This window comes from Dolomitihabitans soli (genome assembly GCF_022213955.1).
GTDB lineage: Bacteria > Actinomycetota > Actinomycetes > Streptosporangiales > Streptosporangiaceae > Streptosporangium_A > Streptosporangium_A soli.
Map to the genome: position 1 here is coordinate 113,851 of NZ_JAKNTW010000033.1, position 26,258 is coordinate 140,108.

Here is a 26,258-nt window from a genome sequence, read left to right on the forward strand (position 1 = left end):
GACGACTCCTCAGCGAGTGGTGAAGGCGACCGCGACGTTGTGACCGCCGAAACCGAATGAGTTGTTGATCGCGGCGAGCTGACCGTCGGGAAGCTTGCGCGGATCACCGGACACGATGTCGACCTCGATGCCGTCGGCCGGGTCGTCGAGGTTGACCGTGGCCGGGATGATGCGCTCGTGCAGCGTGAGGACGGTGAAGACCGACTCGATGCCGCCGGCGCCGCCCAGCAGGTGGCCGGTCATCGACTTGGTGGCGGTCACCAGGGCGTGGCCGCCGATCGCGTCCTTGATCGCTTGGGTCTCGATCTCGTCGCCCACCGGAGTGGAGGTGGCGTGCGCGTTGACGTGGATCACGTCCTCGGGGGCGAGCCCCGCGTCCTTGAGCGCGTGCTGCATGGCCAGCCTGCCGCCCCGGCCGCTCGGCTCGGGGGCGGAGATGTGGTAGCCGTCGCTGGTGTAGCCGGCCCCGGCCGCCTCGGCGTAGATCCGGACGCCGCGGGCACGGGCGTGCTCCTCCGACTCCAGGACCAGGATGCCTGATCCCTCGCCGAGCACGAAGCCGTCCCTGCCCTTGTCGAAGGGGCGTGAGGCCCGCTGCGGCTCGTCGTTCCGCTTCGACATGGCGCGCATGGCGGCGAAGGAGCCGATGTTGAGCGGGTGGATCGCGGCCTCGGTGCCGCCCGCGACGACGATGTCGGCCCGGCCGGAACGGATCATGTCGATCGCGTAGCCGATGGCCTCGGCGCCGGTGGCGCAGGCGCTGACCGTGGAGTGGGCTCCCGCCCTGGCGCCCAGGTCGATGCTGATCCAGCCCGCGGCTCCGTTGGGCATGAGCATCGGGACGGTGAACGGCGACAGGCGGTTCCAGCCCTTGTTGCGGTAGGTGTCGTAGGCGTCCAGGATCGTGGTGATGCCACCGATCCCGCTGCCGACCACCACCCCGAGCCGGTCGCCGTCGACCTCGGGAGCCCCCGCGTCCTGCCAGGCCTCGCGGGCCGCGATGAGCGCGAACTGCTCGGCCCGGTCGAGCCGGCGTGCCTCGGGGCGTGGCAGCACCTCGCCCGGATCGACCTCGGCGACCCCGGCGAACTTCACCGGCACCGTGTCGATCCAGTCCGTGGTGAGCGTCTTGACACCCGACCGACCGGCGAGGAGCGCCGACCAGGTCGAGCCGACGTCCCCACCGAGGGGCGTGGTGGCGCCGAGCCCGGTGACAACGACGCGTACCTGGTCCTTACTCACTTGCGTGCACTCCTCTTGGTCGGCTAAAGATTCAGGCGGCCCGGTGGGGCTAGGCCTGGATGAAGTTGATGACGTCCTTGACGGTCTTCAGGTTCTTGAGCTGGTCGTCAGGGATCTCCACGTCGAACTCGTCCTGCGCGGCGACAGCGATCTCGACCATGGACAGGGAGTCGATGTCGAGCTCGTCCACGAAGTTCTTCTCCGGGGTGACATCGGCTGCCGGAATCCCCGTGATCTCGTTGATGATCTTGCCGAGGCTTTCGAGGATTTCCTGCTCGGACTTGGCCATGTCGCTATAACTCCTTGAATTGGGTGTTTTTTTCGGGTTTTGTACGGCCTAAGCCATACAAGTCTTAGGGAATCTCGATCACTTGGCCGGCGTAGGTCAGCCCCGCGCCGAAGCCGAACAGCAGCGCCAGCCCACCGGACTCGACCTCGCCGCGCTCGATCATGCGGGACAGCGCCAGCGGGATCGAGGCCGCCGAGGTGTTGCCCGCGTGCACGATGTCGCGCGCCACGACGGCCTTCTCGGCGCCGAGCTTCCTGGCGATGGCCTCGATGATGCGCAGGTTGGCCTGGTGCGGCACGAACGCCGAGAGCTCCGAGGGGTCCACCCCCGCTCGCTCGCACGCCGCCAGGGCCGCCGGGTACAGCGCGGTGGTGGCCCAGCGGAAGACGGTCTGGCCTTCCTGCTGGAGGAAGGAGTCGCGGCCCCTGATAATGATCGCGTCGGACTTGTCGCCCGCGCTGCCCCAGGCCACCGGGCCGATGCCCGGGGTGTCGGAGGCGCCGACGACGGCCGCGCCCGCGCCGTCCGCGAAGATCACGGCGGTGGAGCGGTCGGTCCAGTCGAGCCAGTTCGAGAACTTCTCCGTGCCGACGACCAGCACGTTGGTGGCCGAGCCCGCGCGGACGGCGTCGTTGGCCGCCGCGAGGGCGTAGCAGAACCCGGCGCAGGCGGCGTTCACGTCGAACGCGCCCGGCGCCTGGATGCCCAGCCGGTCGGCGACCTGGGCGGCGGCGTTGGGGATCTGCGTCTCCATCGTGCAGGTGGCGACGATCACCAGGTCGAAATCGTCGGCGGACAGGCCACTGGTGGCCATCGCCTTGCCGCCGGCCTGCACGGCGAGGTCGATCTCGGTCTCGCCGGCCGAGGCGAGCCGCCGTTCGACGATGCCGACCCGGCTCCTGATCCACTCGTCGCTGGTGTCGATCGTCTTCGCCAGCTCGTCGTTGGTGACCACGTTGGCGGGCTGGTAGTGGCCGAACGCCAGCACCCTGGCACCGGGTGCGCCCTGCGTGATCCTCACTTGGCGGCCTCCCTGGCCTTGTCGAGATCGTCCGGGGTCTTCAGGGCCACCGTGGTCACGCCGGGCATGCCGCGCTTGGCCAGACCGGTGAGGGTGCCCCCCGGAAGGAGCTCGATCATCCGGGTCACGCCCAGTTCGGTCATGGTGGCCATGCACAGGTCCCAGCGGACGGGGTTGCCGACCTGGTTGATCAGGCGTTCGATCAGGTCGCGGCCGCTCGTGACCACCTTGCCGTCGGCGTTCGACAGCAGCGGGAGGCTCGGGTCGGCGGGCGTCAGGTCGGCGGCGACCTTGCGCAGATGGTCGGCGGCGGGCGCCATGTGGTGGGTGTGGAAGGCTCCGGCCACCTTCAGCGGGGCCAGGCGAGCCCGTTCGGGCTTGTCCTCCGACAGGGCCTGGAGTTGTTCGAGCGTGCCGCCGGCGACGATCTGTCCCGCGCCGTTGATGTTGGCGGCGGTGAGCCCGTGCCGCGCGATGGCGGCCAGCACGTCGTCCTCGACGCCACCGAGCACCGCGGTCATACCGGTCTCGGTGATCGAGGCGGCCTTGGCCATGGCCACACCGCGCTCGCGGACCAGGCCGAGTGCCTGCTCGGCGGTGAGGACACCGGTGAGCGCGGCGGCGGCCAGCTCACCCACGCTGTGCCCGGCGACCACGCCCGGGGTCAGGTCGAGGGCCTCGGCGGCGGCGAGCGAGGCGGCCACGAGCAGTGGCTGGGCCACGGCCGTGTCACGGATCTCGTCAGCGCCCGCGGTGGTCCCGTAGGCGATCAGGTCGAGGCCGACAACCTCCGACCAAGCGGACATTCGGTCCGCCAGGCCAGGAAGTTCTAGCCAGGGGGCGAGGAAGCCTGGGGTCTGGGCGCCTTGGCCCGGAGCGACGATGACGAGCACGAAATCCAGCCTGCCCTGTAGAAGTCCGCCACACGGATGGGGATCCGAACGAACTTTGTCCCCCCGTTTCTGTAGGAACCCTACAGGCGGGATATCGTGTGCGTTACCAGATGGCCGCTAGGTTACGGTCGTTTCGGACAGGCGGCCCAAAATGAGCCCCACCTGCAGGGTAAAGGCCGATCGGCCCTCCGTCGGCTGGTATCCGGTCAGCTCGGTGATCTTCTTCAGCCGGTAACGGACCGTGTTCGGATGCACGAAGAGTAGCCGCGCCGTCGCCTCCAGAGAAGTGCCTTGTTCCAGATAGGTGGCGAGGGTGTCGAGCAGCGGGGTGCCGGCCAGCGGCACGTAGACGTGCTCGATCAGCTGGACGCGGGCGTCCTCGTCGCCGTTGATGGACCGTTCGGCGAGCAGTTCGTCCGCGTAGACCGGGCGGGGCGCGTCCGGCCAGCCGCAGGCGGCGCGCAGCCCGGCGAGCGCGGCCCGGGCCGAACGTGCGGCCGTGTGCAGGTCGGGCACCTCGGGGCCGATCACGATGGGCCCCTCGCCGAACCGGGGGACCACCTGCTTGGCCGCCGTGCTCACGCTGTCGGCCCCGCCGACGATCACGATCAGGCGGTCACCCTGCACCCCGGCGAGCAGATCCAGCCCTGATTTGCGGCCCTTGTCGCGCAACCCGTCGATGACCGACTCGGGCTTGCCCGGCGGGGTGTGCCCGGCCAGCACGACCACCGGGGCCGAGGTCCAGCCCAGCGCCGCGGCCCAGGAGTGCAGCCCGTCGTCCACCTCGCCGCGGACCAGGGCGTCGACGATCAGCGCCTCCAGCCGCGCGTCCCAGGCGCCGCGCACCTCGGCCTCGCGGGCGTAGACCTGGGCGGCGGCGAAGGCGACGTCGCGGGTGTAGCGGAGCATCGCCTGTTCGAGCTGGTCCTCGCCGCCCGGCGCGGCGAGCTCGTCGACCTGGGCGTCGACCACCTCCACCACGATGCGCACGATGTCGACGGTCTGCTGCAGCGAGATCGAGCGTTTCAGCTCCCTGGGCGCGGTGCCGAAGAACTCGATGCTCGGCGTCGGCCGGCCCTCACCCGCGTGCTGGAACCACTCGACGAACGCGGCGATCCCGGCCTGCGCCACCAGCCCCACCCAGGAGCGATCCTCGGCGGACAACGCGCGAAACCACGGCAGCCGCTTCTCCATCCGGGCCATGGCGGCCGTGCCGAGGGTGCCCATGGCGCGTTCGAGCTGCCGGGTGGTGTCCTCGCGTATGCGGTCCTGTCCGTCGTTCACGCACTCTAGAGTGCCAGTTCACCTGGAGTGCTAGAAAACGGCCACGGCCTGGAGCGCCGGTTCGCCCGGAGTGTCAGAGGACGGCCACGGCGGTGATGAGGCCGAGCACGAGGTGGGTGACCGCGAGCAGCCTGGTTCCGGGCTGGAGTTCGGGCTCCTTGACGAGGTCGCGCACCGAGATGCCGGTGATCTGGTCGAGCAGCAGCATGGCCACCGTCTGCACGGCGATGCCGACCAGCCCGAAGACCAGGGTGGCGAGCAGCCCTTCGTGCAGCGCGCCGCCGGAGGACCAGATCGAGGCGGCCACGATGAAGCCGACCGCCGCCAGCCCCGAGGAGGTCAGCATGGTGGCGTTGGGGTTGCGCTCGGACTTGATCAGGTCGCGCAGTTTGCCGGGAATGGCCAAGTCGATGACATAGAAGCCGATGATCAGCAGGAGCACGCCCAGTGTGGCGTAGGCGAGGATCGCGAGCGCGCCACGCCCCAGATTCTCGACGAGAGGCGTGGCGAGTGCGGTCACCATAGGGGTTTTCTCCTAGAGAAGTTGGATCCGGTGTGGCACGAATGAGGAGGTGTCATCGGTGATCAGGCCGGAGGTCTCGCGTATGCCCAGCCCGGCGGCCTCGTCGTGGACCATCCACGCGCCGAGGACCGGGCGCTGCCCCTCGAAGTCGGGCAGCGCGTCGAACTCCTGGTGGACGAAGCCCTCCGCGCCGTAGCCGCCTTCGGTGCGCAGTTCGCCGTCAGGGGACACGATCCGCATGGCCGCCCCCTCCCGACCGAGCAACGGTTTGCTGATATATGCGGACATATCCCGTGGCCCATCAAGATAGGCGGGCAGCAGGGCAGGATGCCCCGGGTACAACTCCCACAGCAACGCGAGCAACGCCTTGTTCGACAACAGCATCTTCCACAGCGGCTCGATCCACATGGTTGACACCTGATGCCGTACGGCCTGCTCGCCGAACTCGTCGGCGGCGGCCCACTCCCACGGGTAGAGCTTGCACAGCGTGCGGATCACCCGCCGCTCCATGTCGACGAAGCGCAGGTTGAGCGCGTCCCAGCCGATGTCCTCCATCGCCACGGCGGCGGTCGCCAGCTCCGCCTGCGCGGCGGTCTCCTGGAGGTACGCGAGGGTCATCGCCTCCTCGCCCGTCTCGTCCATGTTCGTCCAGCCGAAGTGGACGGGACCGGTCGCCAGGGAGGGCGCGATCTCCCGCCAGCGGTCGACGAGCCGCTCGTGGATGGAGTTCCACTGGTCGTCGTCCGGATACCGGTCACGCAGCCAGAACCACTGCACCACGGAGCTCTCCACCAGGCTGGTGGGAGTGTCGGCGTTGTACTCGAGGAGCTTGGCCGGCCCGGTGCCGTCGTAGCGCAGGTCGAAACGGCCGAACAGGTGCGGGTCACGCCGCTCCCACGAGCGGGTGATCTCGGGCGCCAGCCAGGCGGGGATCGCGAAGTCGGCGAAACGATTCTCCCGTACGGCGTGCTCGACGGCCGCCAGGCACATCCGGTGCAGCTCCTCGACCTGCTCCTCCAGGCTGAGGACCTCCTCCATGGAGAACACATAGTGGACGCTCTCGTCCCAGTAGGGCCTGCTCAGCCCGTCGGGATGGGCGGATCTGTGGAAGGCCAGCCCCTGCGCCTCGATGGTCTTCTCCCAGCCCTCGCGCGGGCTGGAGTGCTCCCTGCGCACGGTCAGCCGCCGCCGCTGCCACGGCTGCCGAACCCGCCGCGCTGGATGACGCTGCCGGTCCGGCTGGTTATGCGCACGTCGGAGGGGCGCACGGTGGTGCCGGACACGACCCTGGCGCCGTTCCGGACGCCGCCGTAGTACCAGCTGTAGGCGCCGTGCGAGCCGTGATACCGGTCGTCGTCGCAGTAGTCCTCGTCGATCACCGTGTAGGAGCCGTCGGGCTGGACGGTGTCGAGGTCGACACAGTCGGCGTTGATCTCGTCGTCGCTCCGCGCGCAGGCGCTCACGACCATCATCGACACCACCCCGAGCACGGTCAGCGTGACCATCTTGGAGGCCTTCGAGCTGCCGCCGGGCGGTTTCGTCGCCGGGGGGTGGCCGTTCGACGCTGTCATTGAGCTCCTGAAATCGTGATCCCGACAGGGTATCGCGTGCTATGTCGCGGTCAACGTGCAGTCTGTCCTATGGGTTCCAGGATGTCCGAAACCCCGTGCACAGCGGGGATTGTCGGTCCGCAGGCGTAGCGTCGAGGGCGTGAACCGAACCGATCGCCTCTACGCGCTCGTCGAGGAGCTTCGTGCGATCTCCCCCCGGTGCCGGTCCGCCCGCGATCTCGCGGCCAGGTTCGAGGTGAGCGTGCGCACCATCGAGCGCGACATCGCGGCCCTCCAGCAGTCGGGCGTGCCGATCTACCCGCAGCCGGGCAGGCGCGGCGGCTACGCGCTCGACAAGGCCATGTCACTGCCGCCGCTCAACTTCACCCCGGCCGAGGCGGTGGCGATCGCCGTGGCGCTCGGCCACGCCGGCCGGCCCCCCTTCGCCAGGCACGCCCGCTCCGCGCTGCGCAAACTCGTCGCGGCGATGCCGGGGCCCGACGGAGAGCGGGCCCGGGAACTGGCCGGACGGTTCCGGCTGCTGGAACGGGCCGACGAGGAGGCGACCTCCGCCGAAATGGCCAGGGTCATCGACGACGCCCTCCTGCAGCGCCGGGTGCTGCGGATCGGCTACCGCGACCGCGTCGGCGCGGCCACCTCGCGCGAGATCGAGCCTGGTGTCTTCCTGGGCGGCCGCGGCGGGTTCTGGTACCTGGTGGGCTGGTGCCGCCTCCGCGACGACGTCCGGGTCTTCCGGCTCGACCGGATCACCGCCGCCGAGTTGACGGGGGAGGGCTGCCCCGAGCGGCCGCCCGAGCAGTTCGCCGACGGCCTGCCCGATGTGATCACGCGCAATCCCGTGTTCGACTGAGCGGGCAGACACTGATCGGGAAACACCGACAGGCCGTTGTCGTCCGGGCACGTCATCGTGGGCACGCGCCATCCCGAACTTCCCGGGCACGCCGCCGGCCGCCGAAGGGCGGCGCGCCCGGGAGATCCGCCCTTACACCTCGCTAACCTCCCTGGCCCTAGACAGGTAGCCACGTCCGCAAGGCGCCCGTCCTCGCGGACCGGAGGTGCATTCACATGATTGTCCGGCGCGCGGCATTGCTCGTCGGCGTCCTGCCGCTGCTCGCGCTCGCGGGGTGCGGCGGGACGCCGGCCGAGACCGGGGTGGCATCGGCGAACGTCGGCACGGCGAAGACCGCCACACCCTCGCCCACCACGTCCAGCGACCCGCTGAAGTTCGCCCAGTGCATGCGCGAGAACGGCGTCGACATGAAGGACCCCGACAGCTCGGGCCGAGTCTCGGTCATGGCCAGGGGCGACAAGGGCCAGATGGAGAAGGCCCATAAGGCCTGCGGCAAGTACATGCAGGGCGGGGGGATGAACAAGGGGCGCGCCAACGATCCGAAGGCGCAGGATGCGATGCTCGCGTTCACCAAGTGCATGCGGGAGCAGGGCATCGAGATGGCCGACCCCGGCGCCGAAGGCGGCGCGATCAAGATCCAGCGGCCGAAGGGCAGCGAGGAGGAGTTCGAGAAGGCCATGAAGTCCTGCGAGGAGCACCTGCCGGGCCGGCCCGGCACCCCCTGACGTGCCCGTGGCGCCTCCGGTACGGCAGGCGCCACCTCACCCTCCGCGGCCGGACTCAGGCGGCATCGGGAGCCGGATGGTGACCGACAGGCCGCCCGAGGGGCGGGGGGCGGCGGAGACGACGCCGCCGTGCGCGGTGACGATGGCACGGACGATGGACAGGCCGAGTCCGGCTCCGGTGGCGGAGCCGACGCGGTCCTGGAGCCGGCGGAACGGCTCGAAGAGGTCGTCGACCTCGTGGGCGGGGATCACCGGTCCGGTGTTCTCGACGGTGAGGGTGGTCTCGTCGGCGTCCCGGGCGAGCGCCACCCAGATCCGGCCGTCCCTGACGTTGTACTTGGCGGCGTTCTCCAGCAGGTTGAACACGCACCGTTCGATGAGCGCCGGTTCGCCGCCGACCTCCGACGGCGTGAGGTCGGCCTGCACGGTCAGCTTCCGCCGCTGGGTGACCGATTCGAGCTGTTCCAGCACCGAGTGGATGAGATGATCAAGATCGATCGGCTTGCAGGCCACGATCTCGTGCTCCGACCTCGCCAGCAGCAGCAGGCCCTCGATCAGCCGCTCGTGCCTGGCGTTGGTGCCGAGCAGCGACTTGGCCAGGGATCGGAGGTCGTCGGAGACGTCGGGTTCCTCAAGGGCGACCTCGATGAGCGTGCGGTTGATCGCGATGGGCGTGCGCAACTCGTGGGAGGCGTTGGAGACGAATCTGCGCTGCGCGTCGAAGGAGCGCTGCAGCCGGTCGAGCATGGCGTCGAAGGTGTCGGCCAGACGCTTGACGTCGTCGCGCGGCCCGGCCAGGGCGATCCGCTCGTGCAGGGTGCTCTCGGAGAGCCGCTCGGCCGCCGAGGTCACCTGGTGCAGGGGGCGCAGCGCCCGGTCGGTCATCAGCCAGCCGAACAGGATGGCGAGGACGCCCACCACGACCATGATGACGACCGAGTTGCGCAGCACCTCCTCCAGCACCCCCGCCTTGCCCACCTCTATCTGCCGGACGAAGGTGTCGTTCACCCGGACGGCCATGCCTTCCTTGGGCACGGGCGGGGCCAGACGGCTGATGATCTTGTCGGGCAGCCGGGTGACCAGCTGCTCGTTCATGGCCCGTGCCGTGAGCAGGTAGGTGGTGATCAGCAGTGTCGTGCCCGCGGCGAAGAACAGGCCGCTGTAGAGCAGCGTGAGGCGGAGCCGCAGGCCGGGCTTCACGAGACGCAGCCGGCGCCTCACAGGCGGTAGCCCACGCCCGGCACGGTCTCGATCACCGCAGGGGCGCCGAGCTTCCTGCGCAGCGTCGCCATCGTCACGCGCAGCGCGCCGGTGCCCGCCTCGTAGTACTCGTCCCAGGCGCGGGTGATGAGGTCACGGGTGGACACGGTCTCGCCGCCGGCCCGCATCAGCTCGGCCAGCAGGGCGAACTCCTTGCGGGTCAGCGTGAGCTCCCGGTCCTCCCTGGTCACCGTACGGCCGGCCGGGTCGAGGCGGAGGCCCGCGCGTTCCAGGGCCGTGGCGCGGACGGGCGCGGTACGGCGGGCGAGCGTGCGCACCCGCGCCACCAGTTCGGCGAAGGCGAACGGCTTGGGCAGGTAGTCGTCGGCTCCGAGGCCCAGCCCGGTGACCCGCTCGTCCACCCGGGAGGCGGCGGTCAGCATGAGGATCCGGCTGCCGGTCCGCTCCCGCACCAGGTGCCGGCACACGTCGTCGCCGTGCAGGGCGGGCAGGTCGCGGTCGAGCACGACCACGTCGTAGTCGACGTGGCCCAGCCGCTCCACCGCGTCGGCGCCGTCGTAGGCCACGTCGACGGCGATGGCTCGCCGCCGCAGACCGCGCGCGATGGCGTCGGCCATCTCCTCCTCGTCCTCGACCACCAGTACCCGCATCGTCACGCACCTCCGGGGGATAAGCGTGAACCATCGCTTGTTAGGCCGATGTAAGCAGCCGTGCGCTTACAGGCCGTTAACCCCGCTGGCCGTACAAATCGGACCGTGCGAGAGGCGCGTGTCCTCCGTGCGGAGGTGACGACATGGAACGACGGCGGCTGGCCGCGCTGGCGGCGGCGCCGCTCTCCCTGAGTCTCGCGGCGTGCGGCGTGGGGGCGGTCGCGAATGAGGCCCAGGCCGACCTGGCTCGCTGCCTGCGAGACAACGGAGTTCAGGTGCCCACTCCGGAGACCGGCGGCCCGATCCGGCTGGGCGAGGCACGGGTGGGCCGTGAGCACTTGGAGTCGGCGATGCGTGAATGCAGTGGAGGCAAGAGATGAGACGCAAGGGCGCACTGCTGGCAGGAGTGGCGGCGGTCGTGGTGCTCGGCGGCGCGGGCGTGGGCGTGGCGGTGTTCGGCGGCGGCGAGCCCGCGGTGGGCAGCACCGCGCCGGTGCCCGCCTCGACCACCGAGGTGACCAAGGGCGACCTGGTGGACACCAAGACCGTGGACGGCAAGCTCACCTACGACGACCAGCGCGAACTGGTCGCCACCGGTCAGGGCACGGTCACCGCGGTGCCCGCCGAGGGCGCGGTCGTCAAGCGCGGCCGGGCGCTGCTCAAGCTCGACCGCGAACCCCTGGTGCTGATGTACGGCAAGACCCCGCTCTACCGGACCCTCGACCAGAACGTCACCGACGGCCCCGACGTCGAACAGCTGGAACGCAACCTCAGGGCGCTCGGCTACGGCGCGGACATGACGGTGGACGAGGACTTCACCTACGCCACCTACCAGGCCGTGCTCGACTGGCAGGAGGACCGGGGACTGCCGGAGACCGGCAGCGTGGACGACACCCAGGTCGTCTTCCTCGACGGCGCGGTGCGGATCGCGGGGCGGTCCGTCGAGGTGGGCGACAAGATCGGGCCGGGGCAGAAGGCGCTGACCCTGTCGGGCTCCCGAAGGGTCGTCACCGTCGATCTGGACACCGCCGACCAGGAACTCGCCAGGAAGGGCGCGAAGGTCACCGTCGAGCTGCCCGGCGGCAAGGAGGTCACCGGGAAGATCAGCGAGGTCGGGACCGTGGCCGAGGTGATACCGGAGGAGCAGGGCGGCGGCTCGACGATCGATGTCGAGATCAGCCTCGGGAAGACCGGCGCCGGCCGGTTCGACCAGGCCCCGGTCACCGTCCACCTGGAGAGCGAGCGGGTGAAGGACGTCCTCACGGTGCCCGTCGAGGCGCTGCTGGCCCTGCGCGAGGGCGGTTTCGGCGTCGAGGTCGTCGAGGGGACCGCCACCCGCCTGCTCCCCGTGGAGACCGGTGCGTACGGCGAGGGCCGGGTCGAGATCTCCGGCGACGGGCTCGCCGAAGGCATGAAGGTCGGGGTGCCCACCTCGTGAACGTCGTCGAACTCGTCAGCGTGACCAAGGTCTACTCCGGCGACGTGGCAGCCCTGCGGGGCGTCGACCTGGAGATCGGAGCGGGGGAACTGGTGGCCATCGTGGGTCCGTCGGGCTCCGGCAAGTCGACGCTGCTGCACATGATCGGCACTCTCGACCTCCCCACTTCGGGGACCGTGCGGATCGCCGGATACGACGTGGGCACGTTGTCGGACCGCGAACTGTCCGCGCTGCGCTCGCGCCACCTCGGTTTCGTGTTCCAGCAGTTCCACCTCGCCGCCGGTGTGAACGCGCTGGACAACGTCGCGGACGGGCTGCTCTACAACGGCGTCCACCTGCGGGAACGCAGGGAGCGGGCGGCGGCGGCGCTGGAGCGCGTCGGCCTCGGCCACCGCCTCGGCCACCGGCCCGACCAGCTCTCCGGCGGGGAACAGCAGCGGGTGGCGGTCGCCAGGGCCGTGGTCGGCGACCCGCCGCTGCTGCTCGCCGACGAGCCGACGGGCAACCTCGACTCGACGGCCGGCGCGAGCGTGCTCGACGTGCTGCACGATCTGCACGCCTCGGGCACCACCGTCGCGGTGATCACCCACGACAGGGACGTCGCGAGCTGGGCGCCACGGCAGATCAGGGTCAAGGACGGCCGGATCATGGCGGGGGCCACGGCGGGGGCGGACGCATGAGCCGGTTGTCGCCCGCGCGGATGAGCCCGCGCGACGTGCTCAGGGTGGGCGCGGCCGGGCTGCGGTCCCGGCCGACCCGGGTGTTCCTCTCGGCCCTCGGCATCGCGATCGGCATCGCCACCATGGTCGCGGTGATCGGGATCTCCTCGTCCTCCCGCGAGGAACTGCTGCGGCAGCTCGATCGGCTGGGCACCAACCTGCTGACCGTCGAGCCGGGCAGGACCCTCTTCGGCGGCGATGCCAAGCTGCCGATCACGTCGACCGAGATGGTCCGGCGGATCGCCCCGGTCACCTCCGCCGCCGCGACCGGCGAACTGGACGCCACCGTGCGGCGCACCGACCGGGTCGCCAAGGCGATCACCAGCGGCATCACCGTGCGGGCCGCCGACGGCGAGCTGCTGACCACCCTGGAGGGTCGGGTCCGCACCGGGAAATGGCTGAACGCCGCGACGGGCCGGTATCCCGCCGTGGTCCTCGGGTCGGTGTCGGCGCAGCGGCTGGGCATCAGCGCGGTGGGCGGGCAGGTGTGGATCGGCGACCGGTGGTTCACCGTGGTGGGCGTGCTGGACACCCTCCCGCTGGCCCCCGAGATCGACAGGTCCGCGCTGGTGGGCTTCGACGCGGCCGAACGCTACCTCGGATTCGACGGCCACCCGACGATGATCTACGAGCGATCGTCCGACTCCGCCGTCAACGACGTGCTCGCCGTACTGCCCCGGACCGTGAGCCCGGAGAACCCGGACGAGGTGGACGTGAGCCGGCCGTCCGACGCCCTCACGGCCAAGGCCGCCGCGTCGGGCGCGTTCACCAACCTGATGCTCGGGCTCGGCGCGGTGGCGCTGCTCGTGGGCGGGGTCGGCGTGGCCAACACGATGGTGATCTCGGTGCTCGAACGGCGCAAGGAGATCGGCCTGCGCCGTTCCCTCGGGGCTACCAGGGGACAGGTACGCGTGCAGTTCCTCGCCGAGTCGCTGCTGCTGTCCGCCCTGGGCGGGGTGGCGGGGGCGGTGCTCGGCGGGCTCGCCACGGTCGCGTACGCCGTCTCCAGGGGCTGGCCGGCCGTGGTGCCGCCGTGGGCGATCGGCGGCGCGATCTGCGCGACCCTCCTGATCGGCGCGGTCGCCGGCCTCTACCCCGCCATGCGGGCGGCCAGGCTCTCACCCACCGAGGCGCTCGCCACGGCGTGAACCGCGCGCCGCCATGCGGGCGGCCAGGCACTCACCCACCGAGGCGCTCGCCACGGCGTGAACCGCGCGCCCGCTTCTGTGTGAGCGGAAACGAAGGGCGCCCCCTCCCGGAGTCCCGGGAGGGGGCGCCTTGTCGCGTTTCGCTCAGAAACCCATCGACTGGGTGTCGTTGCTCTCCGCCCCGCCCGCCTCGGTGACGCCGTTCTTGAGGTGGTAACGGGTGATCGCCTCGCGGACCAGCTCCGGGTTGACCTCACCCTGCTTGGCGAGCCTGGTGAGCACCGCCAGGGTGATCGACGCGGCGTCCACGTGGAAGTGGCGGCGCAGCGCCGAACGGGTGTCGGACAGTCCGAAGCCGTCGGTGCCGAGCGAGGACCAGTCACCCGGGACCCACTGGGAGATCTGGTCGGGCACCGCGCGCATGTAGTCGCTGACGCCCACGAACGGCCCCGGTGCCCCCGACAGCAGCCGAGTGACGTACGGCACGCGCGCCTCGGCGTCGGGGTTCAGCAGGTTGTGCTCCTCGCACGCCAGCGCCTCGCGGCGCAACTGGGTCCAGGAGGTGGCCGACCACACGTCGGCGGCCACGCCCCACTCGTCGGACAGCATGCGCTGCGCCTCGAGCGCCCAGGGGCCCGCTACGCCGGATACCAGGATGTTGGCCCTGGGCCGCTGCCCCTCGCCCGCGGGGGCCTCAGCGAGCTTGTAGAGGCCCTGGAGCAGGCCCTGCACGTCGATGCCCGCAGGCTCGGCGGGCTGGGTGTACGGCTCGTTGTAGACGGTGAGGTAGTAGAAGACGTTCTCCGGCTGCTCGCCGTACATCCTCCGCAGGCCGTCCTGCACGATGTGGGCGATCTCGAACGCCCACGACGGGTCGTAGGCGACCACCGCGGGGTTGACGGACGCGAGCAGCGGGGAGTGGCCGTCCTCGTGCTGCAGTCCCTCGCCGTTCAGGGTCGTACGGCCGGCGGTGGCGCCGATCAGGAAGCCCCGGCCCATCTGGTCGGCCATCTGCCACATCTGGTCGCCGGTGCGCTGGAAACCGAACATGGAGTAGAAGACGTAGACCGGGATCATGTGCTCGCCGTGCGTGGCGTACGCGGAGCCCGCCGCGATCGTCGAGGCCATGGACCCGGCCTCGCTGATGCCCTCGTGCAGGATCTGGCCCTGCGTCGACTCCTTGTACGACAGCAGCAGGTTGCGGTCGACCGCCTCGTAGGTCTGCCCGTGGGGCGAGTAGATCTTGGCGGTCGGGAACATCGCGTCCATGCCGAACGTGCGCGCCTCGTCGGGGACGATCGGCACGAACCGTGCGCCGATCTCCTTGTCGCGCATGAGGTCCTTGAGCAGGCGGACGAACGCCATGGTGGTGGCGACGGTCTGCTTGCCAGAGCCCTTCTTCAGGTCGGCGTAGGCCGCGTCGCCGGGAAGCTTGAGCGACTTGGCCCGCGTGACGCGTTTGGGCAGGTAGCCGCCGAGCGCCGCGCGGCGCTCCTTCATGTAGGCGATCTCCTCGTCGTCCTCGCCCGGGTGGAAGTACGGCGGCAGCTCGCCTTCCAGCGCGGAGTCGGGGATCGGGAGATAGAGCCGGTCGCGGAACTCCTTCAGCTCCGCCTTGGTCATCTTCTTCATCTGGTGCGTCGCGTTGCGCGCCTCGAAGTCCTTGCCCAGGGTCCAGCCCTTGATGGTCTGGGCCAGGATGACCGTGGGCTGCCCGACGTTCTCACGGGCCGCCTTGAACGCCGCGTAGACCTTGTGGTAGTCGTGGCCGCCGCGCGACAGCTTGCGGATCTCGTCGTCGGAGAGGTGCTCGGCCATCTTGCGCAGCCGGGGGTCGTCGCCGAAGAAGTTCTCGCGGATGTAGCCGCCCGACTCGACCGAGTAGGTCTGGAACTGGCCGTCGGGGGTGGTGTTCATCTTGTTGACGAGCACGCCGTCGACGTCGGCCGCCAGCAGCGGGTCCCAGTCGCGGCCCCAGACGACCTTGATGACGTTCCATCCGGCGCCCCGGAAGTACGACTCCAGCTCCTGGATGATCTTGCCGTTGCCGCGCACCGGGCCGTCGAGGCGCTGCAGGTTGCAGTTGACGATGAAGGTGAGGTTGTCGAGCTCCTCGCGGGCGGCCAGGCCGATCGCGCCGAGCGACTCGGGCTCGTCCATCTCGCCGTCGCCGAGGAAGCACCAGACGTGGCTGCGGCTGGTGTCCTTGATCTTCCGGTTGAGCAGGTAACGGTTGAAACGCGCCTGGTAGATCGCGCTGATCGGGCCGAGGCCCATGGAGACCGTGGGGAACTCCCAGAAGTCGGGCATCAGGCGCGGGTGCGGGTAGGAGGGCAGCCCCTTGAAGCCGTGGGACAGCTCCTGCCTGAAGGCGTCGAGTTGTGCCTCGGTGAGGCGGCCCTCGAGGAAGGCGCGCGCGTAGATGCCCGGTGCCGCGTGTCCCTGGATGTACACCTGGTCGCCGGACTCGCCGTGGTCCTTGCCGCGGAAGAAGTGGTTGAAGCCCACCTCGTACAGCGAGGCGGCCGAGGCGTAGCTGGCGATGTGACCGCCGACGTTGGTGTGGGCGTTGGCGCGCGAGACCATGACTGCGGCGTTCCACCGCGTGTAGGCCCGGATGCGCCGTTCGACGTGCTCGTCGCCCGGGAACCAGGGTTCCCGCTCGGGCGGGATGGTGTTGATGTAGTCGGTGCTCCGCAAGCCGGGCACGCCGACCTGATGCTCACGGGCCCTCTCCAACAGGCGGAGCATCAAGTAACGGGCTCGACCCCGCCCTTCCGTCTGCACGACGGTGTCAAGCGACTCGAGCCATTCCTGGGTCTCACTGGGGTCGACATCAGGAAGCTGGCTTGGTAGGCCGTCGCTGATGATCGAGAAACGCTGGCGTCCGGAAGCCACTGGGTCTCGCCTTCCGAGGATGGACTTGTGAAGCCTCTTCGTGTTGTGTCTAGGTCACTTCCATCCTGGTCGCTTACCCCGGAAAGCGCATCTCTACTTTCCGGTAACCAGGATGTCCCCGCTGGCCAAGCCGCAATTTTGGCCTAGACCACCGATGGTAGGACGATTGTTACAGGTCATGCTAACGGTGGTAAGGGGCGCCCCCTAACACTTCGACGTCCTGGCCGGTCAGGGAGGGGGCGTTCACGGGAAGCGTAACGATTTGGTCGAAGTTCTCCTCCCTCTGCCGTTCCCCACGGCCTGCCCCCTTCCCCGGGGCGGCCTGCCGTACCAGTCTGGAAGTAGGCGCAAGGAGGGATGCACATGAACGCGACGGTAGGCGATCGCCTCCTGGTACACGGCAGCATCGTCGGCGATCCGGACCGCCGGGGGGAGATCATCGAGGTTCGCGGATCCGAAGGTGGCCCGCCGTACGTCGTGCGGTTCGACGACGGACATACGGGGCTGGTCTTTCCCGGACCTGATGCGGTCGTCGTCCCAGCTCAGCGTCACCCTTAAGATCGAAGGGTGAGATCGAAAGAGATCGCGGTGGCGACCGGTTCGAAGGAACGGGTGCACGACATCACGGCCCGGTGCGAAAGCTTCGCGCGTGACTGCGGGGGCGATGGGCTGCTGCACGTGTTCGTTCCGCATGCCACGGCCGGCGTCGCGCTCGTGGAGCTCGGCGCCGGAAGTGACGATGACCTGCTCGCAGCGCTGGGCGACCTGTTACCGGCCGACGACCGGTGGCGGCACGCGCACGGTTCGAAGGGACACGGCCGATCCCATGTGATGCCGGCCTTCATCCCGCCGTACGCGACCGTTCCCGTCATCGGCGGACGGCTCGCCCTGGGCACATGGCAGTCGATCGCCGTCGTGGATCTCAACGTGGACAACCCGGATCGACAGGTTCGGTTGTCCTTTTTGTCCGACTAATCCATGCGTACCGGGACCTTGGGCGGCTCGTTGCCGTGGCGACCGTTGACGACGACGGGTCGCAGCGTGTGGACTGTGCCGAAGCGAAGGCCCTCAGCGGGCCGGAAGTCCGCATGAGGCGGGGCCATTCAAGCAGGAGGGATAGACGTGAGCGCGACCGCGGGTCAGGCGCAGGGCGAGCGCGGCCTGGCCGAACGACTCGGCCTCAAGCCGGGTCAGGTGGTGCAGGAAGTCGGCTGGGACGAGGACTCCGACGAAGAACTGCGCGAGTCCATCGAGGAGCTGACCGGCAACGAACTGGTCGAAGACGACTACCAGGACGTTGTGGACGTGGTGCTGCTCTGGTGGCGCGACGGCGACGGCGACCTGTTCGACGTCCTCAGTGAGTCTCTGGCCGCACTGGCAGATGGCGGCCAGATCTGGTTGCTGACGCCCAAGGCGGGCAGGAGCGGCCACGTGGAGCCGAGCGACATCGGAGAGGACGCCACGACGGCGGGTCTTTCGCAGACCAGCAGCATCAGTGCCGCGGCCGACTGGTCGGGAACCAGGCTGGTCGCCCCGAAGACGCGTCGCTAGAGGTCAGAGTCGGGGGCTGCCCCTGCCGTACGGCCCGGCGTGGCCGTACGGCAGGCTGATGGTGTCCACTCGGTGAAAGGAGCCGGACATGGCGGTCGGCGTCGGCTCCATCGCGCCCGACTTCGAGCTGAGCGACCAGCACGGAACGCCGGTGACGCTGTCCGGGCTGCGCGGCAGGAAGGTCGTCCTGATCTTCTATCCGCTCGCCTTCAGCAACGTCTGCCACGGCGAGCTCAACGCCCTGCGCGACGAGTTCGTCACGACCGTGCCCGCCGACGTCCAGCCGCTCACCGTGTCCGTCGACTCGGTGTTCAGCCATCGGGCATGGGCTGACCAGGAGGGTTACACGTTTCCGTTGCTCTCTGACTTCTGGCCACACGGGCAGGTCGCGCGGGCGTACGGTGTCCTCGATGAGACGAGGGGCCTCGCAGTCAGGGGCACCTTCGTCATCGACGGCGAGGGCGTGGTCCGCTGGAAGATCGTCAACCCGATCTCAGCGGCCCGTGACCCCGCCGACTACCTTCAGGCACTCGCCGAGATCAGCTGACCCGATCGACCCGACGGAGGCGATGATGCCCTGCTACCGATGCGGGGCCCGGCAGACCGACCCGGTCCGCGGCGCCAGCCCCTGGAAGCGCGGCGTCCATTCCCAAGCCCAGGTCCTCATCTGCCCGGACTGCCAGCACGCCCACGACCTGCGACTCGACACGTGCGCGTCCTGCGGCTCCACGGCCCTGATCTGCCGCCTGGGCGAAGTCGAGTGCCGCACCTGCCACGCCGTACGGCCCGCGGAACGCTCCGCCGGCCCTCCCGAGATCCCCGACGGCCTGGCCGACGAGGTGGCCGCCGCCCTGAGCCGGGTCCTCGGCCGCCTCACCTCCCAAAGCTGACCTCCCCACACCGGCCCTGAGCCCTCATCCTCTTCTTCCAAGGGGATCAGTGGCCGTAGGCGGCCAGGGCGCGAAGCATGCTCCGCCGCCTGCCGCCTGCCGCCTGCCGCCTGCCGCCTGCCGCCTGCCGCCTGCCGCCCGGTGCCCGTCGCCTGCGGCCTGTCGCCCGGTGCCCGGTGCCTGTCGCACCGCTGCCCGGTGCCGGCCCGGTACGGTCGCGATCTGCAGGGCTGAACTCGCCCGCCTCGAACGTTCGCCCCGACCGCGGATCAGGTGCCGGGATCCCCCTGCCCGCGCCCGCCGTACCCCTGGGATGGGTGTGATCGCGGACTTGGGTTAGGGTGAGGCGGCACAAATCGGGCAGAGGTGTCGTCTGCTGAGAGGACATGGATGAGCGACTACGTGGTGGCAGTCGATGTCGGCGGCACCTCGATGAAGGGCGGCCTGGTCACCTCAGCGGGCACGATCCCGCTGACCGACCGCCGTCCGACCGGCCGCGCCGAAGGTCCCGCCCACGCGATCGGCGAGATCCGCTCCTTCGTCACCGACCTGGCCGCCCGGGGTACCACGCTGCTCGGCGCCGCCCCCGCCGCCGTGGGCATCGCCGTACCCGGCCTCGTCGACGAGACCACCGCCACCGCCGTCTACTCGGCCAACATCGGCTGGCGCGACGTCCCCGCCGCCGCCTTCGTCCCCGACGGCCTCCCGGCCCTGCTCGGCCACGACGTCCGCACCGGCGGCCTCGCCGAAGCGGTCCTGGGCGCCGGCCGCGGCATCCCCGACTTCCTGTTCCTGCCCATCGGCACCGGCATCGCCGGCGCCGCCATCCTGCGCGGCGCACCGTACGGCGGAGCCTCCGGCTGGGGCGGCGAGATCGGGCACATCCCCGTCTTCCCCGGCGGCGAACCCTGCGCCTGCGGCCAGACTGGCTGCCTGGAGACGTACGCCAGCGCGGCCTCGGTCGCCCGCCGCTACACGGCCCGCACCGGCCGCACCATCCCGACCGAGGACGTCGCCGCCCTCGCCGCCTCCGGCGACCCCGTGGCCGCCCAGGTGTGGACAGAGGCCGTCGAAGCCCTGTCCCTCGCCCTGGCCACCTACACCCTCCTCCTCGACCCCACCCTGATCGTCCTCGGCGGCGGCCTCGCCGAAGCGGGCCCTCTCCTCTTCACCCCGCTCGCCGCCCGCCTCACCGCCCACCTCACCTTCCGCGCCGCCCCACCCCTCCACCCGGCCCTCCTCGGCACCCAGGCCGGCATGCTCGGCGCCGCCCTCCTCGGCTGGCGGACGGCCGGCCTCCCGGACGTCGGCCTCACCTGGACGGCGGATGTGCTGAAGACCATCCCGGTGCCGTAAGGTGTAGTGCCGACTACATCGGGCGGTTAGCTCAGCGGTAGAGCACTCGCCTTACAAGCGAGGGGTCACTGGTTCGAACCCAGTACCGCCCACCAGCAAAGAGAGCCCCGTCTCCCACCAGGGAGAACGGGGCTCGTGCCATTAGCGTGCCATTAGCTCAGGTCGGCGATCTTGCTTGGCGAGTGCTCGCCGTTGGTGGCCTGGCTTCTGTGATCTTGCCGTCCATGGCGTCGGCGATCTTGCGGTCTGCCTCTGCCGTGGTGTGCTGGTAGATCATTGCGGCGCGTACCGAGTCGTGGCCCATCCGCTCCATGAGGTCCCGCAGGCTCGCCCCCGACGCCGCCGCGAGCGTGTTGCCCGTGTGCCGGAGATCATGGACGTGCAGCCCTTCGTGCCCGATCTTCCTGGTGATCGTCGACCAGTCGGACGCACGCCGGAAGTTGCTCCGCCGAAGGATGCCGCCCCGAGCGCCCGTGAAGATCAGCGCCGTGTTCTCCGAGCCGGTGAACTCGTCGAGGTGATGCTGGAGGGCCGGGACGATCGCCTTAGGTATGGCGACTGTGCGGACTCCAGCCCGTGACTTGGGAGCCCCGACGAGCAGTTCTCCCGTGTCCAGCTCGACATGCTGTTGCCGAACGCTGACGGTTCCGGCCGTGAGGTCCAGATCCATCCGCTGCAGCGCCGCCACCTCACCCCAGCGGAGACTGGCGAAGGTCGCCACCAGGATCAGCGCGCGGAGCCGTTCCGGGACCAGGTCCGCCAGCTCGAACACCTTGGGCACCGTAAGAACGGGCCGCTCTTCCGGCTTCTCTTCGCCGGCACCCCGGATGCGGCACGGATTGCGCGGGATGATCTGGTCATCGGCCGCCGTCATGAGTACGGCCCGCAGGAACCGATACGACTTGGCCACCTCCGAGGCGCCGACGCCACTACCGACCAGGGTCGCCCGCCACTCACGGACGACGGCTGTATCGATCTTGCTGAGAGGTATGTCGCCCAGATGCGGCACGACGTAGCGCCGGAGGAGACCCCGATAGATCTCGACCGTACGGGGACGGAGGCTGGTCCGTTCGTTGATCCACTTCGTGGCGTAGATGCCGAGCTTCACCTTGGCCCGCTGAGGGTCGGTCCAATCCCCGGTGATCAGCTTGGCCTCGACCAGCGACAGCGCCTTTTCGGCCGTGCGCTCATTGGCGTAGGTCGCCTCACCCGTCCGTAGCTTGCCGTCAGGTCCGGGATACCGGATTTGGAACCGCCCAGACGGAAGCTTGCGGACGCTGCCGAACCGTCGCTTGCCCGGCTTGTTCGCCATCACGCCGCCTCCTGTCGAGTTGCCGAAGGATCTTGTCCGGTTGCTTGGGCTTCCAGGTCTTGGAGGTGGGCGCGCCATCGTTGGCGTTCGTGGACGGAGCGGAGGAGGCGTACGGCGAGCGGCGGCACGTTGGCGTCTCCGTTGGGGACGGGGCGCCAGATGTAGCGGTGGGGGTCGGCGGGTTCGTCTGGTTGGCCGAGGGCTTCCAGGACCCAGGTACGGCGGTCCTGCTTGTGTTCGGTCAGGGTCTTGTTGGACCACTTGCGGGAGACCAGGACGCGACGGCCCGCGTAGCCGAGGTGGTCGGGCTTGTGCGCCTTGCCCCGGCACCGGCCCGGCATCATCCCCGGCTTGGCGTGCTTGGGCTGGACGCCGTAGCGGAGCCAGTTCGGGCAGGCCGGCGAGCACGGTTCGTAGCGCAGCGCCTCAGCCATCCGCGCGGCGTGTTCCCGCTGCCGGGCGTTGTCGGGGTCGAGGGTGTCGCCGATGCTCTTGGTGAGGTACTTGGACAGGTAGCGGATGCACTGGTCGGCGTCCGGGGTGCCGGCGAGCACGCCTTGCACGTCGACTTGTTGGCCGAAGCGGAGCACGTGCAGCGGTTCGGCATCCTCGTCGGCGTCGAGCTGGTCGAGTGCCTGTTCCCAGGTGGGCAGGACTTCCCCGGTTGCCGGGTCGAGGTAGCCGACGCCATCGGCCCACACGGGCAGGTGGTCGCCGTCGAAGACGACCCGATCGGCCGGAGGCCACCACACCTGGTGATACGTCGCCGCCGCTATCTGCTTGACCTCCGCACGCGGGAGGGTGCCGCGGATGGCCATGTGCAGGTGCGGCGCGAGCCGTTTCTGTGTTTCCACTGATGCGAAGTACTGCACGTCGTAGCCCGCGACGCGGCGAAGGTTCTGCACGAACCGGTCCACCAGTTTGGCGAAGTGCAGCGCGTCCCGAGCGGCCCGCGCGTAGTCGTAGGCGTCGGGGTCGACGGGGACAGCGTTCATGATCTTGCCGTAGGAGGGGAGGGTGAGGGTGACGAACAGCGACGGCCGGTAGACGTTCCCGCCGGAGCTGGTGAAGGTCCGCCCGAGGGTGGTGTCCCGCCGGGTTCGCTTGGGCAGGTCCGGCGCGTCCTGCCGCCGCCGGGTGGAGCGGTTGCGCTTGGAGGCGGTGCGGCCGAGCACGTTGCCCCGCATCCCCGCCTCGCTGATCTCCTCATCGATGCCGACGACGGCCGCATCCAGGTCTGCCGTGTCGTGGCCAGCGGATGCGGCCTCATCACGCTGGGCTTGGACGTCGGAGCGGAACTCGATCAGCCAGCGTTGATCCTCGTTCGGCTCGTCGGGGGTGATGGCGGGTTCCTCGTCGAGGTGCCAGCCTTCGCGGCATTGGGCCATGCGGAGTTGCCGGTTGCGCTTGGCGCACGGCGGGCACTTGCTCTCCAGGGTCGCGCCGCACGGCACATCGACGATCTCTGTCTGTCCGGTGTGGGTGTCGGTCCGTTTGAGCGCGATGGGGCGGATGCACACCCCGTAGCGTTTGGCGACCTCTTCGACGACGTCCCGCGCGATGGGCATGGCCTGCCGGACGGCACGAGGCAGAGCACGATCGTTCGCGGTGGTCATGCGTTCCTCCCTTCGTCGGCGTGGGTGGGGTCGGGGATGACGGTGACGCGGTGTCCGCACTCGCGGCACTCGACCAGGCCCCGCATGGCATCCAGCCACAGGGCGTCGAGGGCGTGGCAGTCGGCGCAGCGCAACCCGTCCAGGAAGTGAGCCAGCGTCATACGGCCCCACCTGCCGCGTATTCGGCGGCCATGGCTTTGATGTCGGTGTCGGAGACGTAGGCCGCGCGGACCCGCACCGGATCGGGCGAGGTCTCCAACCGCACGTAGGCGACTCCGGCGCCGAGTTCGGGACGGGGAGAGATCAGGTCGGCGTGCGCGCCCCGATCCCGTGCGCCGTCGCCGAGGACCATGTCGACCTGTTCGGATTCGTCCAGCCGTAGGGCGATCTTGTCGGGGAACAGGTTGCGGATGTTCATGACCTCTTTGCGCGGGTCCTGCAACGCGGCCAGGACGCCGACGCCGACCGCGCGACCTTGGGTGGTGAGGGTGGCCAGCGCGGCGGTGATGCGGTGCCTGAGGTGCTTGTCGGGTTGGTAGGCGGTGAGGAACGCCACCTCATCCACCACCACCAGGACGAACGGGTCATCGGTGGTGGGGACGTGGGAGCGTTGGACGCCGGCGAACCGGCCCGCGCGTTCCTGCATGACTTTGACGGCTTGGTCGAGGAGGTCGGCGCAGTGTTCGGGGTCGGCGGCGTATCGGTCCCCGAACAACCGGCGGCCGTAGGACAGTTCCATCAGCTTGGGGTCCAGCGCCCAGATCTGGACCAGGCCCGCCTCTGTCGCGGGGAGCAGTCCGCGGATGATGGACCAGATCCACGAGCCTTTCCCCGATCCGGTGGCGCCCGCGACCAGGACGTGGGTTCCGTGGAGGTTGAGCCGGTACGGGGTACCGTCCTCACACTTGCCGATCTCGACCGGCCCCACGTCCGCTAACTGCGAGACCGGTAGCGCAGGCAGTGGTTCGGCCAGAGGGTCACGGCGGGGGAAGGTGAGGAGCAGCCGACCGGCACGGGCGATGGAGATGCGGCAGGTGGTGGCTCCGAAGCCGTGGGCGAGGTGGTCGGCGCGTTTGGCCCAGTCCTCCACCGACTGCCCCTTCAGCATCGTGACCGTGACGTGGTCGGCCCAGCCGTCGCAGGTGACCCGGAGCAGTCGGGGGAGGTAATCACGACCGCGCAGGTGACGACCGAGACCGGAGACGATCATTACGGGTTGCCAGTGCCGACGGTAGATCCAGATGCGCCGCCAGAAGGCCAGCAGTCGCCACCCGGCCAGGCGGGTGAAGGAGTCGCGGTCAAACAGCGCCCAGCAGGTCAGCGATGAGGCGAGGGAGAGGGGCAAGGCGAGCGCGAGTTGCCAGCCGTACAGGACGCCCAGCGCCGCAGGGACGGTGACGGCGGTGACCGCGACGGGGTGGGTAAGGATCGTACGGATGAGACCGGCCAGGACGCGCCAGGCGAAGATGATGATGGTGAGGATGGCCGGGGTGGACACGACGGCCGGGCGGAAGACGACGGCGGTGTCGGGGGTGGTGGAGACGAGGTTGCGTGTCTCGTCGCCGGGCAGTTTTCTGAACATTAGGATCAAGACCTCTCGTGATTTCGCAGTCAGGGAGAACCGGGGGCCGCCGGAAGTTGCACCTTCTGGCGGCCCCGCTGCATGTGTCAGGTCGCCGTCTGATCGACGGGACCGGTGGAGGTGGTCGGGGTGGTGTTGAGGCGTTCGCAGTCGGCGAGGTAGCGAGCGGCGGCGTTGAAGATCTCCCGAGCCAAGGTCACGTCCTGGTCGGTGACGGGTCCGGCGCCGCTGGTGGAGATCGACACGTTGGCCTCACGGGTGGTGAGGTCCAGGTACGGCCGGGTGCCGCCTGTGGTGAGGGTGCAGACGCGGACATCGTGGGTGTTGAAGGAGACGCCGACGCGCGGTGCCTTGTCAGGGCGGAGTGACACCGTGACGTAGGTGTAGGGCTGGTGCGGCATCAGGCCACCCTCCGACCGTTGGCCAGGCCGACGAACATGCGCTCCACCGAGCGGGCGAAGTCGTGGGCTTCGCGGGCGAGTTGGCGGGCGAACGCGACGTCGTCGGCGGTGACCAGGTCGCCGGCTGAGGTGGTGACCAGGACCGAGGTGGCGCCGAAGTCGAGGATCAGTACCGGGGTGCGGCAGGGGTAGGGGTGGTTGGTGGCGTGTGCGCCGTGTCCGGTGTTGAGGTTGATCACGCTGGTCGGGCGGTTCCTGCGTCGTGACATCAGGCGGAGTCCTTTCCGGCTGGGGTGGGCTTGCCGTTCGCTACGGCTGGGGTGCGGGGGGCGTGCATGTGGCGGACGCGGATGGAGTAGGCCAGCCGTCCGGTGGCCTGGTTGACGTACGGGGTGACGGTGATGTCGTCGAACTCGACCGGGGTGAACGGCAGGCCGGACACCGGTGGCGGGGGGATGGGCTGGTCGGTGGAGAGGATTTTGATGGCGAGGGTCTTCTGTGCGGCTTTGAGGGTGGGGTCGCCGTCCATGACGGGGACCTGCCAGACGGGCTCGCCGGTGTGCTTGTCGCGGGCCTGGACGAACCGTTCCTTGGTGGAGGCGTCGAAGTCCTTGACCTTCTCGACGTCGCCGACGATGTAGCAGCCGTGGGGGAAGAGCATGGGGTAGGTGATGGGGATGGGTCCGTGTAGCGCCATAACAACTCACTCCTTGTATCGACTGACAGGCACTTAACCTATCAAGTACTCTGAGGATAAGAGAGCCCGCTTGGTAGGTCAAGTACCTAAGCGGGCTTTGGTGGGTGAGACTCGGCTAACCGATCGGGTAGGCATCTTCCAGCTCATGCCGATCAGCGGGCATGAGCACCTCCACCGCCACCAGCGCACGACCAGAGGCATCCTTCACCGTGCCGTACACCGCCAGCAGCGGCGTGTTCTTCGGCATCCCGAGTTGCTTGCCCTCCTGCGTGGTGGGCATCCGCGCGGTGATCTGCTCCGCGACGTGATCGAACCGCACGCCCTTACGCGCCTGGAGATGCTCGCGAATGCCCTCATCCAAAGGTGCCGCCGTGGTCAGGT

The 26,258-nt window shown here is 69.5% G+C and carries 31 protein-coding genes and 1 tRNA gene; 13 read left to right on the forward strand and 19 right to left on the reverse strand.

Annotated features, from left to right (window positions below; translation table 11 throughout):
- Window positions 1-9: 9 nt before the first annotated feature.
- The 8 genes from fabF to MBA17_RS40715 all read right to left on the reverse strand — a co-directional run bounded on the left by fabF (window position 10) and on the right by MBA17_RS40715 (window position 6,823).
- The gene (gene fabF, locus MBA17_RS40680; RefSeq protein ID WP_238503160.1) at window positions 10-1,242 is read right to left on the reverse strand and encodes a beta-ketoacyl-ACP synthase II; all 1,233 of its coding nucleotides are present in this window, start codon (window positions 1,240-1,242) and stop codon (window positions 10-12) included.
- 49 nt (window positions 1,243-1,291) lie between these two features.
- Entirely contained in the window at window positions 1,292-1,531 is a 240-nt protein-coding gene (locus MBA17_RS40685; RefSeq protein WP_238503162.1) for an acyl carrier protein, read from the reverse strand.
- A 64-nt stretch (window positions 1,532-1,595) separates the two neighbouring features.
- A complete protein-coding gene (locus tag MBA17_RS40690; protein WP_238503163.1) occupies window positions 1,596-2,552 on the reverse strand; it encodes a beta-ketoacyl-ACP synthase III in 957 nt (318 codons plus the stop codon).
- Window positions 2,549-3,445 carry an ACP S-malonyltransferase gene (locus MBA17_RS40695; protein WP_238503165.1) on the reverse strand — a complete coding sequence of 299 codons (897 nt, stop codon included), beginning with the start codon at window positions 3,443-3,445 and terminating at the stop codon, window positions 2,549-2,551. Before MBA17_RS40695 ends, MBA17_RS40690 begins: the two co-directional genes overlap by 4 nt.
- Window positions 3,446-3,562: 117 nt before the next feature.
- Complete coding sequence (locus MBA17_RS40700; protein ID WP_238503211.1) at window positions 3,563-4,672, reverse strand: PucR family transcriptional regulator; 1,110 nt, start codon at window positions 4,670-4,672, stop codon at window positions 3,563-3,565.
- Window positions 4,673-4,802: 130 nt separating this feature from the next.
- On the reverse strand, window positions 4,803-5,252 hold the full coding sequence (locus MBA17_RS40705) for a DUF350 domain-containing protein (RefSeq protein ID WP_238503167.1): 450 nt from the start codon (window positions 5,250-5,252) through the stop codon (window positions 4,803-4,805).
- Between the two features lie 12 nt (window positions 5,253-5,264).
- Complete coding sequence (locus MBA17_RS40710; protein ID WP_238503169.1) at window positions 5,265-6,428, reverse strand: glutathionylspermidine synthase family protein; 1,164 nt, start codon at window positions 6,426-6,428, stop codon at window positions 5,265-5,267.
- A gap of 2 nt (window positions 6,429-6,430) precedes the next feature.
- Entirely contained in the window at window positions 6,431-6,823 is a 393-nt protein-coding gene (locus MBA17_RS40715) for a hypothetical protein (protein WP_238503170.1), read from the reverse strand.
- Between the two features lie 139 nt (window positions 6,824-6,962).
- Here MBA17_RS40715 and MBA17_RS40720 point away from each other — a divergent pair, with 139 nt between their 5' ends.
- Window positions 6,963-7,673, forward strand: coding sequence for a helix-turn-helix transcriptional regulator (locus MBA17_RS40720; RefSeq protein WP_238503171.1), 711 nt, complete (start codon window positions 6,963-6,965; stop codon window positions 7,671-7,673).
- Window positions 7,674-7,888: 215 nt separating this feature from the next.
- On the forward strand, window positions 7,889-8,398 hold the full coding sequence (locus MBA17_RS40725) for a hypothetical protein (RefSeq protein ID WP_238503172.1): 510 nt from the start codon (window positions 7,889-7,891) through the stop codon (window positions 8,396-8,398).
- A gap of 36 nt (window positions 8,399-8,434) precedes the next feature.
- Here the strand turns inward: MBA17_RS40725 and MBA17_RS40730 are convergent, their stop codons facing one another.
- Both MBA17_RS40730 and MBA17_RS40735 read right to left on the reverse strand, forming a co-directional pair.
- Entirely contained in the window at window positions 8,435-9,619 is a 1,185-nt protein-coding gene (locus MBA17_RS40730; RefSeq protein ID WP_238503173.1) for a sensor histidine kinase, read from the reverse strand.
- The gene (locus MBA17_RS40735; RefSeq protein ID WP_238503174.1) at window positions 9,616-10,269 is read right to left on the reverse strand and encodes a response regulator transcription factor; all 654 of its coding nucleotides are present in this window, start codon (window positions 10,267-10,269) and stop codon (window positions 9,616-9,618) included. Before MBA17_RS40735 ends, MBA17_RS40730 begins: the two co-directional genes overlap by 4 nt.
- A 143-nt stretch (window positions 10,270-10,412) precedes the next feature.
- On the opposite strand from MBA17_RS40735, the gene MBA17_RS40740 reads away from it, so the two are divergent.
- From MBA17_RS40740 to MBA17_RS40755, 4 genes are read left to right on the forward strand one after another with little or no spacing between them, the layout of a single operon-like run.
- Complete coding sequence (locus MBA17_RS40740; protein WP_238503175.1) at window positions 10,413-10,649, forward strand: hypothetical protein; 237 nt, start codon at window positions 10,413-10,415, stop codon at window positions 10,647-10,649.
- Window positions 10,646-11,707 carry an efflux RND transporter periplasmic adaptor subunit gene (locus MBA17_RS40745; protein WP_238503176.1) on the forward strand — a complete coding sequence of 354 codons (1,062 nt, stop codon included), beginning with the start codon at window positions 10,646-10,648 and terminating at the stop codon, window positions 11,705-11,707. Before MBA17_RS40740 ends, MBA17_RS40745 begins: the two co-directional genes overlap by 4 nt.
- On the forward strand, window positions 11,704-12,387 hold the full coding sequence (locus MBA17_RS40750; RefSeq protein ID WP_238503177.1) for an ABC transporter ATP-binding protein: 684 nt from the start codon (window positions 11,704-11,706) through the stop codon (window positions 12,385-12,387). The genes MBA17_RS40745 and MBA17_RS40750 overlap by 4 nt, the downstream gene beginning before the upstream one ends.
- A complete protein-coding gene (locus tag MBA17_RS40755; RefSeq protein WP_238503179.1) occupies window positions 12,384-13,574 on the forward strand; it encodes an ABC transporter permease in 1,191 nt (396 codons plus the stop codon). The genes MBA17_RS40750 and MBA17_RS40755 overlap by 4 nt, the downstream gene beginning before the upstream one ends.
- 144 nt (window positions 13,575-13,718) lie before the next feature.
- On the opposite strand, the gene aceE is transcribed toward MBA17_RS40755, so the two are convergent.
- The gene (gene aceE / locus MBA17_RS40760) at window positions 13,719-16,472 is read right to left on the reverse strand and encodes a pyruvate dehydrogenase (acetyl-transferring), homodimeric type (RefSeq protein ID WP_455432950.1); all 2,754 of its coding nucleotides are present in this window, start codon (window positions 16,470-16,472) and stop codon (window positions 13,719-13,721) included.
- A 363-nt stretch (window positions 16,473-16,835) separates the two neighbouring features.
- On the opposite strand from aceE, the gene MBA17_RS40765 reads away from it, so the two are divergent.
- The 7 genes from MBA17_RS40765 (at window position 16,836) to MBA17_RS40795 (ending at window position 20,364) form a co-directional block, all read left to right on the forward strand.
- On the forward strand, window positions 16,836-17,030 hold the full coding sequence (locus tag MBA17_RS40765; protein ID WP_238503181.1) for a DUF1918 domain-containing protein: 195 nt from the start codon (window positions 16,836-16,838) through the stop codon (window positions 17,028-17,030).
- 9 nt (window positions 17,031-17,039) lie between these two features.
- A complete protein-coding gene (locus MBA17_RS40770) occupies window positions 17,040-17,447 on the forward strand; it encodes a YjbQ family protein (RefSeq protein ID WP_238503182.1) in 408 nt (135 codons plus the stop codon).
- A gap of 147 nt (window positions 17,448-17,594) precedes the next feature.
- Entirely contained in the window at window positions 17,595-18,023 is a 429-nt protein-coding gene (locus MBA17_RS40775; RefSeq protein ID WP_238503184.1) for a DUF3052 domain-containing protein, read from the forward strand.
- An 88-nt stretch (window positions 18,024-18,111) separates the two neighbouring features.
- Window positions 18,112-18,570, forward strand: a complete 459-nt coding sequence (locus MBA17_RS40780) for a peroxiredoxin (protein WP_238503185.1) — start codon at window positions 18,112-18,114, stop codon at window positions 18,568-18,570.
- A 25-nt stretch (window positions 18,571-18,595) separates the two neighbouring features.
- Entirely contained in the window at window positions 18,596-18,913 is a 318-nt protein-coding gene (locus MBA17_RS40785) for a glycyl radical enzyme family protein (protein WP_238503187.1), read from the forward strand.
- Window positions 18,914-19,303: 390 nt separating this feature from the next.
- Entirely contained in the window at window positions 19,304-20,269 is a 966-nt protein-coding gene (locus tag MBA17_RS40790; RefSeq protein WP_238503189.1) for an ROK family protein, read from the forward strand.
- Between the two features lie 20 nt (window positions 20,270-20,289).
- A tRNA-Val gene (locus MBA17_RS40795) sits at window positions 20,290-20,364 on the forward strand.
- A gap of 62 nt (window positions 20,365-20,426) precedes the next feature.
- Here MBA17_RS40795 and MBA17_RS40800 read toward each other — a convergent pair.
- The 8 genes from MBA17_RS40800 to MBA17_RS40835 all read right to left on the reverse strand — a co-directional run.
- Window positions 20,427-21,581, reverse strand: a complete 1,155-nt coding sequence (locus MBA17_RS40800) for a tyrosine-type recombinase/integrase (protein ID WP_238503191.1) — start codon at window positions 21,579-21,581, stop codon at window positions 20,427-20,429.
- The gene (locus MBA17_RS40805; protein WP_238503193.1) at window positions 21,581-23,197 is read right to left on the reverse strand and encodes a helitron helicase-like domain-containing protein; all 1,617 of its coding nucleotides are present in this window, start codon (window positions 23,195-23,197) and stop codon (window positions 21,581-21,583) included. The genes MBA17_RS40800 and MBA17_RS40805 overlap by 1 nt, the downstream gene beginning before the upstream one ends.
- Window positions 23,194-23,358 carry a YheV family putative zinc ribbon protein gene (locus tag MBA17_RS40810; protein ID WP_238503195.1) on the reverse strand — a complete coding sequence of 55 codons (165 nt, stop codon included), beginning with the start codon at window positions 23,356-23,358 and terminating at the stop codon, window positions 23,194-23,196. Before MBA17_RS40810 ends, MBA17_RS40805 begins: the two co-directional genes overlap by 4 nt.
- Window positions 23,355-24,779, reverse strand: coding sequence for an FtsK/SpoIIIE domain-containing protein (locus MBA17_RS40815; RefSeq protein WP_274386722.1), 1,425 nt, complete (start codon window positions 24,777-24,779; stop codon window positions 23,355-23,357). Before MBA17_RS40815 ends, MBA17_RS40810 begins: the two co-directional genes overlap by 4 nt.
- Before the next feature lie 86 nt (window positions 24,780-24,865).
- Complete coding sequence (locus MBA17_RS40820) at window positions 24,866-25,180, reverse strand: hypothetical protein (RefSeq protein ID WP_238503197.1); 315 nt, start codon at window positions 25,178-25,180, stop codon at window positions 24,866-24,868.
- A complete protein-coding gene (locus MBA17_RS40825) occupies window positions 25,180-25,449 on the reverse strand; it encodes a hypothetical protein (protein WP_238503201.1) in 270 nt (89 codons plus the stop codon). The genes MBA17_RS40820 and MBA17_RS40825 overlap by 1 nt, the downstream gene beginning before the upstream one ends.
- Window positions 25,449-25,877, reverse strand: a complete 429-nt coding sequence (locus MBA17_RS40830) for a plasmid replication, integration and excision activator (protein ID WP_238503203.1) — start codon at window positions 25,875-25,877, stop codon at window positions 25,449-25,451. The genes MBA17_RS40825 and MBA17_RS40830 overlap by 1 nt, the downstream gene beginning before the upstream one ends.
- Window positions 25,878-25,992: 115 nt before the next feature.
- A partial coding sequence (locus MBA17_RS40835) for a UTRA domain-containing protein (RefSeq protein ID WP_238503207.1) occupies window positions 25,993-26,258 on the reverse strand: 266 nt, incomplete at its 5' end.